Genomic DNA, 16,671 nt, shown 5'->3' with positions numbered 1-16,671 from the left:
GAAGCATTCTCTAAAATCACAGTATTTGGTTTGTACGAAATATTCACCTTATCAATCAAGATCATAGCTATTTCTCCTTAAATACGGATGTTGGCACTAGAGGAAGAGACTCTAGTGCCAATTACTTTTTATTTCTTAGCCCTTTGAATAGTTACTGTAGCCCTTGGGTACCAAGTGTATTTTGGTTCGTACTGTTGCAGTGAGTATGTCTGACTACGCATCGTTTCTTTAGTGAAGGAACTGGTACCATAATACGTCGGGTTACCATTTTCGGGATTAAAGGTCCAGTTATATTTTCCTATTCCCCCACCGAAAGAAAGAGTAAATGTTCTTGTAATAGAACTCGTTCCGTCTACATTAGTAGTCTTTGGGTCTATAGATATGTCCACTGGAATGGCAAACAGTTCATTTTCATCCAGAACACTCTCTGCTGAGATACTAAGTGGACCTATTAAAAATAGAGACCCCAATGAAATCAAAGATAGCGTAATCCCCCTAACCTTTTTCATCTATCATCTTTCCTTATATTTACCATAATTTTACTTTAAACTCTAATAGAGTTCAACCTATTATTCTGAAAATTAAGTAGGTACTGATTATTCAGACATAAATCGACAAAAATATACCAAGATATTCACAAGTTATTACCTGAAAAAACAGTTAATAAAAAGTAGTAGATGGGTTACTGCACCTATTTGTTTAATAACGATCTATTTTTTATCACTGATTTCTTCTTAGATTGTTTTATTTTTCAATAGACTTTAACCTTTTTTCAATTATGCTTGATGAGAAAAACAAAAATGATACAATAGCTATTCCAATTACTAAATCCGTTTCTATTCCCCGTCTATATCATCATTTATGTTTATTCTTTTGCTTATTAGTACATACGTTTCACATGGGTAAAAGTTATATACTTGTTCAAGTATTCTGCTCCGTTAGTTGAAGTACTTACTATTCTAAAAGTTATTTGTATTTTAACATAACTATCCAATTCCCAGCTCAAATAACCCGATAAAACTGTAAGATTTCTAATCACTCTAAAGTAATCACAAAAAACCCTCTGTCCGTATTTAAGGGCAGAGGGTGAAAAAAATGTATCTATCCACTTTATTGAAATTTACCAACTATAATGTTACTGGACACAGAAACACTTGTTAAAACTACCGAAATCTACCTACTCCACCGTCACACTCTTAGCTAAATTCCTTGGCTTATCAACATCACATCCACGATGTAGTGCAGCATAATATGCAATGATCTGTAACGGTATTACTGTAACTAGTGGTGTCAACAATTCATGCACCTTTGGTAAAACGAAGGCATCATCGTCCTGCTCAAGACCTCTCATGCTAATGATCATCGCATTAGCACCACGAGCTACAACCTCTTGCACATTTCCACGAATGGAATAGTTCACATTCTCTTGTGTTGCAAGGGCAATAACTGGAGTGTCTTTTTCAATTAAGGCAATTGTTCCATGCTTTAATTCTCCACCAGCAAAGCCTTCTGCTTGAATATAGGAGATTTCTTTAAGCTTTAATGCACCTTCCATCGAAACATAATAATCGAGACTACGTCCAATGAAAAATGCGTTTCGAGTAGTTGCTAAATAGCTTCTTGTTAGTTCCTCTAACTCTTCCTTTTGACCAGTTAATGCTTCCATTGCATTTGCTACAATAGCTAGCTCCTGCATTAGATCGAAGTTTACTTCTAGACCTTTTGCATGTGCTGTATCGACAGCCAAAATTGCTAATACAGCAATCTGAGCCGTATATGCTTTTGTTGATGCAACTGCAATTTCTGGTCCAGCATGCAGAGGTAATGTGTAATCTGCTTCACGAGAAAGGGTGGATCCTGGCACATTGGTAACCGTTAGTGCTGGATATCCCATTTCTTTTACTTTTACTAGTACGGTACGACTATCTGCGGTTTCACCACTTTGCGAAATAAAAATAAACAGTGGTTTTTCAGATAGTAAAGGCATATTGTACGAGAATTCACTGGATACATGAACCTCTACTGGTATCCCAGCTAATTTTTCTATTAAATTCTTACCAACTAATCCTGCATGGTAACTAGTTCCTGCTGCAATAATATAAATCCGATCACAACTTCTCATTGCAGCTCGAATATCATCAGCTACTACTAATTCATGATTTTCATTTTGATATGCTTCAATAATTTTACGCATGACGATTGGTTGTTCGTCAATTTCTTTCAGCATAAAGTGTGAATAGGTACCCTTTTCAATATCACTTGCATCAATTTGTGCAGTAAAAGGATCCCTTAACACTTCTATCCCATCAAGGTTTTGAATCGAAACCGACTCACGGCTTACAATGACGATTTCTCGATCATGAATTTCTAGATATTGATTAGTAATTTTCAATGTAGCCATTGCATCACTTGCAACAACATTAAAACCATTACCTAAACCAGCCAATAATGGACTTTTGTTTTTCGATACATATAACGTATTCGGATCTTCTCTATCAATTAACGCAATTGCATAGGATCCCTTTAGAAGTCTCATTGTATGGCGGAAGCTTTCTGTTGTATCCTTGTATGTTTCATACAGTTTATCAATTAATTGTACAACTACCTCAGTATCGGTTTCACTGACAAATGTAACATCCTGAAGATACTCCCGCTTCAAATCTTGGTAATTTTCAATGACCCCATTGTGTACAAGTGTAAATCTGCCTGACGCACTTTGATGTGGGTGTGCATTTATTACACTTGGTTCCCCATGAGTTGCCCAGCGTGTTTGGCCAATACCCATCGTTGCATGAACTTCATTATCAACAGATTCTTTTAAGGCTGCGATTCGTCCCTTAACCTTAAAAATATTGAGTCCACTTTCATTTAATAATGCAATACCAGCGGAGTCATAACCACGATATTCTAATTTTTCTAGTCCGTTTAATAAAATTTCCTTTGAATCCTGTTGTCCAATATAACCTACAATTCCACACATTTTGTTGTGTTCCTCCTCTAAGGGGCAACAAACGACCGATGAAAGAACACATTTCGATGGGGCGTTTTATTGCCCCTTTCTCGTGTTTTTTGACGTACTGTTACACTCAGCCCTTTCCCTTTGTGCAATAGGTCACCCTATTGTTTTCCGGAAAAAGCATGACGACTGGAGTGTGCAATCGGAAGGCACCCGCCGAAAAATTCGATAACCTTCTCCTCGTCAACTATTTTCATTTTCCGTTCTGAAAATAGTCCAGGCGCTTTAGTTAATTTTTCTACTATCCTCCTTTCAAGCTATTCCTACTGTACCCTTTATTGAATAAAAACAATTCAAAATTAGAGCACACCTCATTTTACATGATGAACCCAATTTTGGTCAACGATAAGTTGCCAATTGAATGGGACATATCTAGTATATGGTGGATTGTAAGTATCGTTCACTAAAATGAAGTTGTTTACCAAAAGCATTAAAATAGCACATAGGATACACCTCCTATGTGCTATTAGCTATTATTACCCTTGATGTCTTTCTAGAAAATCAAGCATTGTATTGTACACTTTTATTTCATTTTCCTTTTTGGAGAATCCATGTCCCTCATCTTCCAGAACTAAATACTCTACTTCGCGTCCTTTTTCCTTTAGTTTGGCAACAATTTGATCGGACTCTTCTTTTACAACGCGAGGATCCTTTGCCCCTTGAATGACGAGCATTGGCTTCACCATTGTATCGAGATAAGTAATTGGCGAATCCTTAATAAAACGCTCTTTATCTCGTTCTGGATCACCTACCCAACGCTCCATCATTGGTTTCCAATGTGGTGGAACAGAATTAACAAAGGTAAATAAATCAGACGGGCCGAATATATCTACGACAGCTTTAAAATATTCCTGATGACGTCCGTGTAATAATAACGCCATATATCCACCATAGCTTCCTCCAACAAGGAATAGCTTATCACGGTCTGTTATATTATTTTCAAATAGCCATTCAATCCCAGCAACACAGTCTAGACGCGGACCATGTCCCCAATCCTGCTCGACTAGCTTCACAAATGAGGAACCATAGCCTGTACTTCCGCGGAAGTTCGGTGCGAAAATAGTGTATCCACGGCTAAGTGCACTTTGGAACATGGCACGGAACATTTTCCGCTCAGATGCTTGTGGTCCTCCGTGTGGCCAAAATATCGTGTGGCCATTATCATTCTCAGGGTTTGCTTTGAAAAGAAGCGCTTCTATTTCCATACCATCGAATGATCTGTATGTGACTACCTCAGGCTCTACCATTTGCTCCCTGCTTACACCAAGAACACGGTTGTTCGTTAAGTTTTCCCATTTTGTACCATCGGTAGATTTGAAAATATTAAATGGAACCGTTGCACTTCTACCTAAGAGATAGAGATTACCTGCTTTGGTTACTACTAGCTTTTCTAATACGTCAACTGGAGTTGCTAGCTTTTCAGACTTTCCAGTGGCTAAATCATAGCGATACAGAATATCCTCTACACCTTTTTCTGTAGCAAAATAAAGAAGTTGATTTTCTTTATCGTACTGAAGTCCTTTGATACTCTCATTCTCAATGCTTAGAACCGCTTCAAATTGCTTCGAATCAAGATTGTATTTCGCGATATAGCTATATTCTTGATCATAATTAGTTGTGAAATAAATATCCTTTTCAATGAAAACAGGACTAGAGGCAACATGAACCTTCTCAGCATCCGGAGTCAAGCATACTAAGTTATCGCCATCCTTTACAAAAAGTTGGATATATGTATTTGCTAAGAGACGCATATACACAAATACATCTTCCTTTTCAGAAACAGCAGCTAAATAGGTCGGCCCTACCTCTCCTTCATTAATTAGCACATCCGAGTTATCCTCTAAATGGCGAACACGCGTATTAAGAAAGTTTGGATTACCTTCAGAGGTTAAATAGTAAACTCGTTTCCCATCATCACTTAAATGGGCAAAGTAATACTTCTCCGATGAATCTCCAGTAATTAACTCCTGTGGCATGCCACCTTCACTCGGCACAGCATAAATCTGATAATTCTCATCACCTTCATTGTCATAGCCCGCTAACACATAACGTCCCTCTGGATCAAACTTGATAAAATTCGTCGATTGATCCCTCTGAGCAAAGAGATATGGAAAATTATCTGGTAGATCCATTGCCCATAAGTTCATTTTTCCATTTAGATTGGTATTGAATACTAAACGTTTCTCATCCTTACTTACTGCAAAGTCTGAAATGACATATGTACGCAAGAATTGTTCTACTGATGGTTTTGAAAACTTTAACATGTATATCCCCCTCTGTAAGTTAGCTTTCATATTTGATAACAAGTATACCTTATTTTGTTATCTTCTGACAGTTTTAACTACTTATTAAACACTGAATATAGAAAATGTCTGTCTCATGGTAAGAGGCATAAAGAGATCTAGGAGACCGTATTTCCTTTACTTTTTTATTAGTAGGTATAGAAGAACTGGAAACAAAATACACCACCACAATCATCCGCTTTTCTTCATCGAGATCTAACGATAAATCTTAATACTGTTAATAGGTGGTTACCTCAGCAATTAAAAAGAGCTGCTCTCCATATGAGAGCAGCCTCCTTATTCTGAAATACCGTACAAGCTCTTAACAACCTGCGCAATTTGATCGGTATACTTTTCACATTCTTCTTCTGTTGGCCCTTCAACCATTACACGTACGAGTGGTTCTGTTCCAGATGGTCTAACGAGGACACGTCCGTTTCCTCCAAGAGCTTGTTCCACCTTGTCAATTTCCGCTTTAATTGTTGCATCTTCTAATACTTTTTTCTTATCTGTAACTTTTATGTTTTTTAGCACCTGTGGATAGATTGTCATCTCACTAGCTAATTCGGATAATGTTTTACCAGTTTCTTTCATAACGTTTACGAGCTGAAGTGCGGATAGCATTCCATCACCAGTTGTACTGTAATCTAGGAAAATGATATGACCGGATTGTTCTCCACCTAGATTGTAGCCACCTTTACGCATTTCCTCCATGACATAGCGGTCACCTACAGCAGTTTTTTCACTTCGCATACCGTTTTCCTCTAGTGCTTTGTAAAAACCGATATTACTCATAACGGTTGAAACGATCGTATTGTGACGTAAGAAGCCTTTTTCATTCATGTACTTTCCACAAATAAACAAAATCTGGTCACCATCTACAATGTTTCCTTTTTCGTCGACTGCAATTAGTCGGTCCCCATCACCATCGAATGCTAAACCGATATCCGCACCTTTTTCAATTACAAAGGCTTGTAATTTCTCGGGATGTGTGGAACCAACACCATCATTAATATTCAAACCATTTGGTGAAGCTCCAATGGTATATATATCCGCTTCTAAATCTGCAAACAAATGAGCTGCCAAGCTAGATGTAGCCCCGTGGGCACAATCTAGTGCAATACGAATACCCTCGAAATCACTATCGATGGATTCCTTGAGGTAAGATAAGTATTTCTGACCTCCTTCAAAGTAATCAGAAACACCCCCAATATCGCCACCGATAGGTCGAGGTAAATTATCCTCACCATCTAATAGTCGTTCAATTTCTTCTTCCTGCTCATCTAAAAGCTTAAATCCATCTGGTCCGAAGAATTTAATTCCATTATCCTCGACAGGGTTATGGGATGCAGATATCATAACACCTGCCTGAGCACTAGTTGCTTTTGTTAGGTATGCAACTCCTGGTGTTGAAATGACACCTAAACGCATGACTTCTGCGCCAATAGATAATAATCCTGCCACTAAAGCCCCTTCAAGCATATTTCCTGAAATTCTCGTGTCACGTCCAATTAACACCCTTGGCTTTTCTGTTTCTTTTGTTAATACATATCCACCAAATCTACCTAACTTAAATGCTAATTCAGGGGTTAAATCCTTATTTGCTACACCCCTTACACCATCAGTTCCAAAATATTTACCCATTATGTACCTCTCCTTTACATCCCATGACTGGACGTTTTTTAAGTACGGTATTAATAATCAAATCTTATATTAAACTTCCTCAATTTCAATCGTAGCCTCTTTTATTTCTGGTTCGTATTTCACACCGTCTGGGCCACTAATTTCTACCGGGACTACATGTTTCCCACGACCCAGACCTTTTACATTTATATATATACGAAAATCCTTATCGCTTAATTCCCTAACATCTTGTTCATTTCCAGTCACAGTTATACTAGTACGCTGATTTTCAGGTTCAACAAAATTAACAACATTTCCATCAGCCGCATTATCTACTTCTAATTTTAAATTTGTGATCGATTTCGTCTGTTCTAGGACAACCTTCACATCTATTTCCTTCGTACCTGGGGCTTGGACCTTATCGGGTAACGATAAGCCGACCTTTATTGTACCAGATTTCGTTAGTTCGGATAGATTGATTGGCTCGGTTGTAATTTTGTCAACCTTATCCAAAACATTCGTTGTTGCAAAGACTTCAACTTCAGTTACAACCGGCTCCATCGATACAACACGATATCCTTCAGGAAGCTCTCCTGTCGTTGCAACACTTACAGGAACCTTCTTACTTGGATTCTCAATATCCACCGAAATAATTACCGTCTGTGGATCAATCCTTACTCCAAGCTCATTGCCTTGATTATCATATACATTAACAGGTACTTCTCGATTCTTAATAGAATCGGTTAGTCCCGTTACATCAACAAACACCTTAACTATTGCAATACGATCAATAACTTCCTTCGAGCTCGTAATGGTTACTTTATCCGTATTTAATTTAAAGTCACCTACTTGATATCCTTCGGGAAGTTTATCCTCATTTACGAAGTCGACACTCACATTAAATTCAGCCGTAGCACGCTTCTCTATCACGACATTTATTGTTTTTGGTTCAATATAAACAGAGAGCTGTTTAGGAATATTATCATATTGAATCTCTACTTCATGTTCACCTTCTTTCAAATCACGCAAATCCACAAATACCTCGAAGTTACGTTGCGTTACCACTGGGGTTAGTTCACTAGCGGTACCTTCTAAAGAAACCGTAACTGTTTCTGGAACACCACTAACCACATAGGTATCGCTATCTATTTGAATTCCTAATGGAACATCCTCTATTGTCTTTGTTTCCTTAGAACCACCAAACAAGGTAGGTATGGTACTTTCTCTATCACCTGATGTATCGGCTTCTTCGATTGCAACGAAAATATATAACATAATAGCAAAGGCTAAGGAAAGCCCGCGGATAAACCATTTACTTTTAAACCAATTATCCATGCTTTCTCCCCCTTAGCATCCAAGGCTTCTTTTCAGCTGAACGAGGTCCTGGAGATAAATTTTCAAGTAAAAACTCTCTTAAGTCTTCTTGACTCATATCTCTCTTTAATTCGCCATTCTTCGTTCCAGAAATGCCACCTGTTTCCTCTGAAACGACAATTGTCAAGGCATCCGTTACTTCACTAATTCCCATTGCAGCTCTATGCCTTGTTCCTAGTTCCTTGGAAATAAAAGGACTCTCTGATAACGGAAGATAGCAAGCTGCTGCAACTACTTCATCATTTTTAATAATAACTGCACCATCATGTAGTGGTGTGTTTGGTGTGAATATATTGGTTAACAGTTGATGCGTTAACTTCCCATTAATTGGAATACCTGTTTCAATGTACTCACCAATTCCCGTCTCACGTTCAATTGTAATTAATGCACCAATACGACGTTTAGCCATATATCCTGCAGCATGTACGATGTCCGTAACTAGTTTTTCAAACTTCTCTTGTTCGGACTTCGTACTTCTAGAGAACAAATTACCTCTTCCAATTTGCTCTAAAGCTCTTCTAAGCTCTGGCTGGAATAAGATAATAATGACAAGAAAACCCCATCTGATGACTTGTTCTGTTATCCAATATAGTGTTGGTAAGTCCATTAAAAAGCTAATTACACGTACAACAAAAATGACTACAATACCTTTTAAAAGTTGAATCGCCTTTGTGCCACGTATTAGCATAATTAATTTATATAGAACATACCAAACGAGACCAATATCGACGAGCATTCTAAGTAAGTCTAATATACCGAAATCCCCATTAGGCATGTCTTGCACATCCTTCTATCCATCAATTCTCTTCCCGTCTTTACAAGTTAAACCGGCACCAAAAAAATGTCCGTGCGAAAAAGTGGAGTTACTGCCAGTATAACATTTTTATTATACCACAATCTCCAATTAATACGTGATATAGCTTCTACCTTTTTTCAAGAATAGTAGGATAGATAAAAAAAGAAAAACCCGGCTTCCCACCAGGTTTTAATCTCCAAATGCAAAAACTCCTTTAACCAAATTCTGAATGTGATACCATACCCATTCAAATACCGCATCTACTTCTTTTAATTCTCCATTTACTGCCCCTACTGAAGCCATTAACCCATCGCTGTCCAAGACGTCGGATTCATCTACTAGCTTTCCATTAATTAATGTAACATTACCATCTACAGTACCATCTATTCTTAAATTGCCATTCTGCACAACCAAATCTCCATCAACAGTAACGCCTTCAGGTACAATCACTAAATCGCCTTTTACAATTAAATTTTCTGGATTAGAAACCATAAGTTGTGTATCCTTTTCCCAAACAGAAAATAATCCGGTAAGCATAAAGAGAAAGAAAATTGCAGCTGCAGTCAGTACTGGATGCATTTTAAACCACCGTAAATAGCGTACCCGTTTTTTCTCAATAGGCAGCTGGTCCATTACTTTTGATGCAAAGCCTTCTGGTGCTTTGATTCTTTCTGTGCTTTGAATTAATGTGACTGTGCGCTTTAGTTCATGAAGATGCTTTTGACATGCTAAACATTCCTCTAGATGGACTTTCAATTCATGTTCTTCTGCCCTCGTAATATCCCCATCTAAATGCTTATGCATTAATTCTAATGCCTTTTTATGACAATCCAACTGGATTCACTCCTTTTATACATGACGAAGCTTTTTACGCAAAGCTTCTCTTCCTCGATGAATTCTAGTCTTCACCGTCCCAATCGGGATATCTAATATTTCACTAATTTCTTGTAGTGAAAAATCTTCTAAATACCGCAACATGATAATGCTTCGATATTTAGATGGAAGCTCTGCTATTTGTTTTTGAATATATGTCTGAAGCTCAAGACCTTCCAACTCATCCTCAGGTAGCTTGTCATCTGCAGCTAATTGCGAATACATATCCAAGCCATCTGTTCCTTTTACTTCAGCATCCAAGTAATAATCCGGTTTTCGTTTTCGTAACCTGTCGATTGTTAAATTTGTCGCGATTCGGTACAACCAGGTTGAAAACTTTCTACGCTCATCATAGGAGTGGATATTGACATAAGCACGAATGAATGCTTCCTGTGCAATATCCTCGGCTTCATGCTGATTACCTAGCATTCTTAGACAATGCTGATATATTTTATCTTGATAGAACATGACCACATCTTCAAATGCAGTTTGATCCCCTTTTTTTACCTGTTTGATTTTCTCTCTAATTATTAATTCCATTCCCTGTACCTCCGCTGATGCGGTATTAAACCTTACGTTCTATCTATAAAAAGGTTTCACTTTTTTAAAAAAATTTTTTAATCCGCCGATAATTTATTAAATAGTAAACATTTTCCATTCTATTATAACGTATTTCAAGGGAAAAATATCGATTTTTCTAAATTTACTGTTGCAAAAGGATACTTTATTCCTTAATATAGTTTAATGTATAGCAATAGGGGGAATACATATGGATAAGCTTTTATTACAAAAGATAGAGCAATGCCGTAAAGAGATGATTGCACTAAGTGGTTCCTACAAGCTTTCGTCAGAAGTAATGGTGGAAACAAGTAAAAAATTGGACCATCTATTAAACGAATATCAACTAAAATGTAACCAATAAAAAAGGCATTAATATAGTATCAACGCCTTTTTAAAGAAAACTATTTAAGCTTTTCACCAAATAAAGAACCCATTAATCCAACAGCTAATGTAGCTGTTTTATTTTTTTCATCTAATATTGGGTTTACTTCTACAACCTCTAATGATGTAATAATATCCGATTCAGATAGCATTTCCATTGCTAAATGGCTTTCTCGGTAAGTCATTCCACCAAGTACCGGTGTACCAACACCAGGTGCCTCTGTAGGATCTAAGCCATCTAAATCAAGGCTGAGATGTACACCATCAGTGCGCTCTCTTAAATAGGAAATTGTTTCCTCCATCACAGCAGACATTCCCATACGGTCGATTTCATGCATCGTATATACCTTTATACCCTTTTCCCGAATGAGTTCCCTTTCTCCTGGGTCTAAGGAGCGTGCACCAATGATGACAATATTTTCAGGCATTACTTTTGGTGTATAGTTATATAAATTTGTTAATTTTTCATGGCCTAGTCCCAGACTTACTGCTAGTGGCATACCATGGATATTACCAGATGGTGATGTTTCACTTGTGTTTAAATCCCCATGAGCATCATACCAAATTACTCCTAGATTTTTATAATGTTTTGAAATACCCGCTAAGCTACCAATCGCAATACTGTGGTCACCACCAAGAATTAATGGGAATGCACCCTTTTGTATTTCCTCATCTACCATTTTTGCAAGTGTTTCATTAGCTTCTATTACCTGTTCTAGATTTTTTAATTTACCATCATCTTCTATTTTCCCTGGTCGGTTAATCGGTATATCTCCAAGGTCATGTATATCATATTCTAACGTTTGTAATCTCTCAATCGCTCCTGCATAACGAATGGCACTTGGTCCCATATCTACTCCACGACGACTTTGTCCTAAATCCATTGGGACACCAATTAATGATATTTTATTTTTCATAATTTATTGCCACCTCCAACAATTATTGTACTAAAAATCATTTCAACGACTCAACTCGACAATTTTTTGAATATTTATGCGTTTCGTTTTAAATAGTGAAATGGCCATTAAAAATAGGCATCGTTACCGATAACGATACCTTCCTATATGATCAAGGCTCCATTTCGGTACGGTTTGATTTCTAACGGGATGATACCTGCTTTCTTCCAAGCATCCTCCAACCGTTTTGCGCTTTCTTCTGATGGCATGAAGGCAATCCCACAATCTCCGCCACCTGCGCCAGATTGCTTTGCTGCACCACCAAATTCTTCCGCTAAATCACATAATGTTTTAATCATGGTAGTTTCTAGTTCTGTTTGCGCCTCTTTCCCAACCGTTACCAGTGCTTCTCTATTCTGCTTTATCCCTTGTAATAGTAAGGGAATATTTTCTTGCTTTGCCCCTTGTAAAAAGTTACTGACAGCTTTTTCACTTTGCTTGAGAAACGTTTGATATTTTTCTATTTGAGTAGTCTTTAAATTTAATATTCGCTGAACTAAATTGCCCGTCGATGCCGGGCTACCTGTCCAACCGATACAAAGATGAATTGATTTAGGCATAACTATGGATTCAATGCTCCAGTAATCCCAATCCATATCAATTAGCTCAGAGATGGAGCTTGCCTTTTGATACGTATCTCTTAACCATTCTGCCTGAAAGGAGGAATATTGCAATATACCTCCATAGGACGATGCAGCAACATCCGCACCAGAACCATTTCCTTGTGCCTTCACATGCGATATCGAAGCGAGCTTGAAAATTAGCATTGGGCTTGGTTCCTTATCAAGATGAAATGCTAGAATAGCTGAGATGACCCCAACTACTACCGCAGCACTTGAACCAAGTCCGAACTTTTTTCCTGTTGACTTGTCATCTAGTTCACTTTTAATGTGCAGTGAAACATTTTGAATAGGGATACCCTTTTCTATTAAGTATAGACAAGCAACATCCAATGCGCCCTGGACAAAATTAACTCGAGGATCATCTGAATAAATGGTAACACAATAATTATCAACGTCCCACTGAATATCTTGCAAATGAAATTTTTCTAGAGTTATTCTTTTTTTGTCCGCAGGTTTTATAGTTACATAGACGAACCGATTTACAGCCATCACCGCTAACTTTTGATACGGCTCTAAGACGGCAAATTCACCAGCAATCATTAATTTACCTGGCACCTGTATTGTCATTGCTGTATTAGGCAAAATCTTCATCCCCTAAATAGGTAATTCCTTGCCCCACACGACTTAATTTTACATCGGTAACACCTTGAATGCTTTGTAATGCCTGTTTGATTTGCGCTTCGTACTCCGGTAGATATAGCACCTTCACATTAGGTCCAGCATCAATAGTGAAATAAGCGGGAATTCCTGAATCTCGTAATTGCTTTACGGTCTGCATAACTGTAACAGTAGTATCAAGCCAATATGTAAAAGGAGGGCTTGCACCTAAAGTTGTCGCATGCATTTTCAAGCAATTGGCTTCAGCAATTTCCCCTACCTTTGTAAAGTCACGTTCTCGGATCCCTTCTTTAATAGCCTCGAGATCTGCAGGAATACTTTCCACCCACCCTTTAAAAAAGGGCGAAGTTTCTACCGTATGCTTCATCCCTGCTCTACTTGATACTTTTTTCATTTTAGAAGATAAGACAACAGCCGCTACCCGAATATCCCAATGATCCTTTGCTACTACTGGAACCGCAAAGGAGTCAGAGCCATCTTCTTTTTCACCCTTTTGCCATTCTGCAAATCCACCATAGATGGAGCGACAAGCAGAGCCTGAGCCTTGTCTTGTCAATCTAGATAATTGTTCATCAGAAAGATTTAGGCCAACAGCCTTTGTGGAAGCAGCAGCCAATGCTGCGAAGCCGGAAGCTGAAGAAGCGAAACCTGCTGCTGTCGGAACAGCATTCACGGATTTTACTTCAGCAAAAACATACCTTCCAGCTAGGTCACGAACTAAATTCAAGAATTTTGTTACACGGTCTGCTTGTTCCCCTTGGACAAGGGAATCATTTAAATAAAAAACATCATTGGTCAATTCTTCCTTGAATGACACATTAGTTATCGTGTGAAACCCATCTAACGTAATGGATAAACTATTATTGGTAGGTAAGATAAGCTCTTCATTTCGCTTTCCCCAGTACTTAATTAACGCTATATTTGTATGTGCTTTTGCAGTTGCTTTCATGACGTTCCCCTTTTCAGAAGCCACTTATATAGTAATCAATCTTGTTTTCTTAACGTAAAAGGCCAAACCGCATAGGCACCAAATTCCTTTAGCTTTTCGGCTAACTGTCTTGAATGTATCTCATTTTTGGCTAGTGCAATAATACAACCACCGTTCCCAGCACCTGTAAGCTTCGCACCTAATGCCCCTTCCTTACGGGCAAAATTTATCAAACGATCCAAGCCTTCATCACTTACTCCAAGAGCAGCTAATTCTTTTTGGGCTTCATTTAATAGTTGACCAAGAATATTTCTTCCTGCTTTTTCTAATGCATGTTTTGCTTGATGTGTTAGCTGTCCAATTCGCTCAATCTTTGTCTGGATCCTCTTTGGAGCTTTTTTCAACATATGGGCAACCGATTCAACAGCCGACCTAGTATCACCAATACGACCAGAATCCGCTACAATAAAATGAAAATCTTCACCCGGTCGTATATAACCGACAGGATTTTCCTTTTCAAACCATACGGGTGATTCAGAGGTAATCGTTAATGTGTCGATTCCACTAGGTGAACCATGTGCAAATTTCTCTGCTATATTAGCGAAATGCAGTAATTCTCTTTCTGTATATTGTACCTCAGCAAAAGAAAACAATGACCGGATAATAGCGATTGCCACTGAAGCACTAGAGCCCAATCCCTTCCCAGGCGGGATAGAGGATTTAACTCGGATTATCATATTTTTATTCGGTAGTCCTAAATACTTTAGGGTTGCATGTATACTATTAACGATTCCTTCTAAGGTAACAGGAGCAGCATCCATTGGACCTCGATAAAACGTACTATCAAATTTCGTCTTTCCTGGCTGATACTCTATTACCGATTCAACCCCAACTAATGGAAAGGGAATTGCAATTGCAGGTTGTCCGTGTACAACTGCATGTTCACCAATTAAAATTAATTTACTGTGAGCAATACCTATTCCACTTTTTTCTGTTGTAGTTAATTTATCTGTTATTGTTAATTTTTCTGCGCTCATTTTGTATACTGTTCCACCAATTCTTTAGCTTTTCCTACACGGATTTCTTTCTCTTTTACTAATTGTTCAGCTATAATATCGATCATCTCCCCGGTAGCACCTGCAGCAATAGCAACAGAACGAGAATGAAGCGCCATATGCCCCTTTTGTATTCCATCTGTAACTAATGCCTTCAAAGCACCTAGATTTTGAGCTAACCCTACAGCAACAATCACCTGTGCAAGCTCAGAGGCTGAATCCACCTGTAATATTTTATGCGCAAGCTGAGAAATTGGATGTACGCGAATAGCACCGCCCACAGTCCCAATTGACATTGGTAATTCTAATTCACCAACAAGATTTCCTTCTTTATCAACAGACCATTTCGTCATCGATCGATAGCTTCCAAAGCGAGAAGCATAAGCATGTGCTCCTGCTTCAACCGCACGCCAATCATTTCCTGTAGCGATTACCACAGGATCAATACCATTCATGATTCCTTTATTATGCGTAACAGCGCGATATGGATCAGAATCCGCAAATTCGAAAGCATAAACAACGCCATCACGAACCTCTTCACCAGAGAAATCACCAGTTACTAGCAATTCTGGTGGGATAACACAGGTAGCTTTAGCGACACAGCGATCAGCAAAGTTAGACAGGATTCGTAAATAAACCTTACCATCTGTAAGTTCTTCCACTGTAGGTGCTAATGACTCGACCATTGTATTTATTATATTAGCTCCCATTGCGTCACAAGTGTCTATATATAAATGTAAAACAAGCATTTTACCATAGCTGGATTCAGGAGAATCATTTAGAATTCGCACATCTAAATCTCTAGCTCCCCCACCCCTAGCAACAATACTCGGATATGCAGCGTTAGCAGCATCTATTAAAGCTTCCTTCTGTTCCAATAATATTTGTTTTGCCTGTTCATAATTAGAGCATCCAACAACCTGGATTTGGCCAATCATAATTCTTTCTGAGGCTTCCGTTTTAAAACCACCTGCATCGCGTACAATTTTAGCTATATGGCTAGCAGAGGCTACAACTGAAGGTTCTTCAATTGCCATCGGTATAACATAATCTTTCCCGTTTATTAAGAAGTTCAATCCTAAACCTAATGGAAGTGGAAAAGTACCCACCACATTTTCAATCATTTTATCTGCAGTCTCGATTGGTAATGCTTCATTTGATGATAAGACCCCTAAGTCCTCTTCAGAAAGCTCAAGAGCTTCACGTAATAGCTCTTTCCGTTCCTCAACTGTTTTTTTATAAAAACCAGGAATCCTAGAAGATTTCATACCAACCATCCTTTATATTGTCTATTTAAGTTCAAAAGTTATTAGTTTTATCATTTCAAATTATGAATTACTCTATCTATTATGTTAAAAAAACATATAAAATGCAAATAATTATCCGCCCGTAAAACGGGCGGTTTTAGTTTCGCCCTATAAGGGCACTTTACCAACGAGGCCCCTAAAGGGGCTTTTTGAATTGACCGTCAACCGTTTATCTTCCTATACTTCTTTAAATGGATCGACGTATTCTCGTTTACTCATATTGTCTCGCAAACGATCCTCTGATTCTTGCTCTCGAATGTATTTAGCTATTGTTTTTT

General features: G+C 38.1%; 14 protein-coding genes and 1 pseudogene. 1 reads left to right on the top strand and 14 read right to left on the bottom strand.

From position 1 onward, the window contains the following. Positions 1 to 128: 128 nt before the first annotated feature. From HNR27_RS17735 to sigW, 8 genes are all read right to left on the bottom strand, one after another. A complete protein-coding gene (locus HNR27_RS17735; RefSeq protein ID WP_429340681.1) occupies positions 129 to 509 on the bottom strand; it encodes a hypothetical protein in 381 nt (126 codons plus the stop codon). Positions 510 to 1,177: 668 nt separating this feature from the next. Further along, positions 1,178 to 2,980 carry a glutamine--fructose-6-phosphate transaminase (isomerizing) gene (gene glmS, locus HNR27_RS17730; RefSeq protein ID WP_429340680.1) on the bottom strand — a complete coding sequence of 601 codons (1,803 nt, stop codon included), beginning with the start codon at positions 2,978 to 2,980 and terminating at the stop codon, positions 1,178 to 1,180. 512 nt (positions 2,981 to 3,492) lie between these two features. After that, complete coding sequence (locus HNR27_RS17725) at positions 3,493 to 5,280, bottom strand: S9 family peptidase (protein ID WP_429340679.1); 1,788 nt, start codon at positions 5,278 to 5,280, stop codon at positions 3,493 to 3,495. A gap of 315 nt (positions 5,281 to 5,595) precedes the next feature. Beyond that, positions 5,596 to 6,942 carry a phosphoglucosamine mutase gene (gene glmM / locus HNR27_RS17720; protein WP_212920938.1) on the bottom strand — a complete coding sequence of 449 codons (1,347 nt, stop codon included), beginning with the start codon at positions 6,940 to 6,942 and terminating at the stop codon, positions 5,596 to 5,598. Positions 6,943 to 7,011: 69 nt separating this feature from the next. After that, positions 7,012 to 8,256, bottom strand: a complete 1,245-nt coding sequence (locus HNR27_RS17715) for a CdaR family protein (RefSeq protein ID WP_429340678.1) — start codon at positions 8,254 to 8,256, stop codon at positions 7,012 to 7,014. Next, the gene (gene cdaA / locus HNR27_RS17710) at positions 8,249 to 9,070 is read right to left on the bottom strand and encodes a diadenylate cyclase CdaA (protein WP_212920940.1); all 822 of its coding nucleotides are present in this window, start codon (positions 9,068 to 9,070) and stop codon (positions 8,249 to 8,251) included. Before cdaA ends, HNR27_RS17715 begins: the two co-directional genes overlap by 8 nt. 210 nt (positions 9,071 to 9,280) lie before the next feature. Then, positions 9,281 to 9,925, bottom strand: a complete 645-nt coding sequence (locus HNR27_RS17705; protein ID WP_429340677.1) for a zf-HC2 domain-containing protein — start codon at positions 9,923 to 9,925, stop codon at positions 9,281 to 9,283. A 15-nt stretch (positions 9,926 to 9,940) separates the two neighbouring features. Further along, on the bottom strand, positions 9,941 to 10,504 hold the full coding sequence (sigW, locus tag HNR27_RS17700) for an RNA polymerase sigma factor SigW (RefSeq protein ID WP_429340676.1): 564 nt from the start codon (positions 10,502 to 10,504) through the stop codon (positions 9,941 to 9,943). A 229-nt stretch (positions 10,505 to 10,733) separates the two neighbouring features. Between sigW and HNR27_RS17695 the strand changes: the two genes are divergently transcribed. Then, entirely contained in the window at positions 10,734 to 10,886 is a 153-nt protein-coding gene (locus HNR27_RS17695; RefSeq protein WP_429340675.1) for an aspartyl-phosphate phosphatase Spo0E family protein, read from the top strand. 40 nt (positions 10,887 to 10,926) lie between these two features. Here HNR27_RS17695 and rocF read toward each other — a convergent pair whose 3' ends face one another. The 6 genes and pseudogenes from rocF to HNR27_RS17665 form a co-directional block, all read right to left on the bottom strand. Continuing rightward, positions 10,927 to 11,823 (bottom strand): arginase, encoded by an 897-nt coding sequence (gene rocF / locus HNR27_RS17690; RefSeq protein ID WP_429340674.1) that lies wholly within the window; start codon positions 11,821 to 11,823, stop codon positions 10,927 to 10,929. Positions 11,824 to 11,966: 143 nt separating this feature from the next. Further along, positions 11,967 to 13,076 carry a phosphomevalonate kinase gene (locus HNR27_RS17685; RefSeq protein ID WP_429340673.1) on the bottom strand — a complete coding sequence of 370 codons (1,110 nt, stop codon included), beginning with the start codon at positions 13,074 to 13,076 and terminating at the stop codon, positions 11,967 to 11,969. After that, entirely contained in the window at positions 13,060 to 14,052 is a 993-nt protein-coding gene (gene mvaD / locus HNR27_RS17680; RefSeq protein WP_429340672.1) for a diphosphomevalonate decarboxylase, read from the bottom strand. Before mvaD ends, HNR27_RS17685 begins: the two co-directional genes overlap by 17 nt. 35 nt (positions 14,053 to 14,087) lie before the next feature. Further along, positions 14,088 to 15,068 carry a mevalonate kinase gene (gene mvk / locus HNR27_RS17675; protein ID WP_212920947.1) on the bottom strand — a complete coding sequence of 327 codons (981 nt, stop codon included), beginning with the start codon at positions 15,066 to 15,068 and terminating at the stop codon, positions 14,088 to 14,090. Continuing rightward, complete coding sequence (locus HNR27_RS17670) at positions 15,065 to 16,354, bottom strand: hydroxymethylglutaryl-CoA reductase, degradative (protein WP_429340671.1); 1,290 nt, start codon at positions 16,352 to 16,354, stop codon at positions 15,065 to 15,067. Before HNR27_RS17670 ends, mvk begins: the two co-directional genes overlap by 4 nt. Positions 16,355 to 16,570: 216 nt before the next feature. Continuing rightward, positions 16,571 to 16,671: pseudogene (locus HNR27_RS17665) on the bottom strand (IS200/IS605 family transposase); the annotation flags it as partial.

This window comes from Ornithinibacillus bavariensis (genome assembly GCF_050433565.1).
Classification (GTDB): Bacteria; Bacillota; Bacilli; order Bacillales; family Amphibacillaceae; genus Ornithinibacillus; species Ornithinibacillus bavariensis.
The sequence above is the reverse complement of the archived record's forward strand: the minus strand, read 5'-3'. Positions and strand labels throughout refer to the sequence as shown.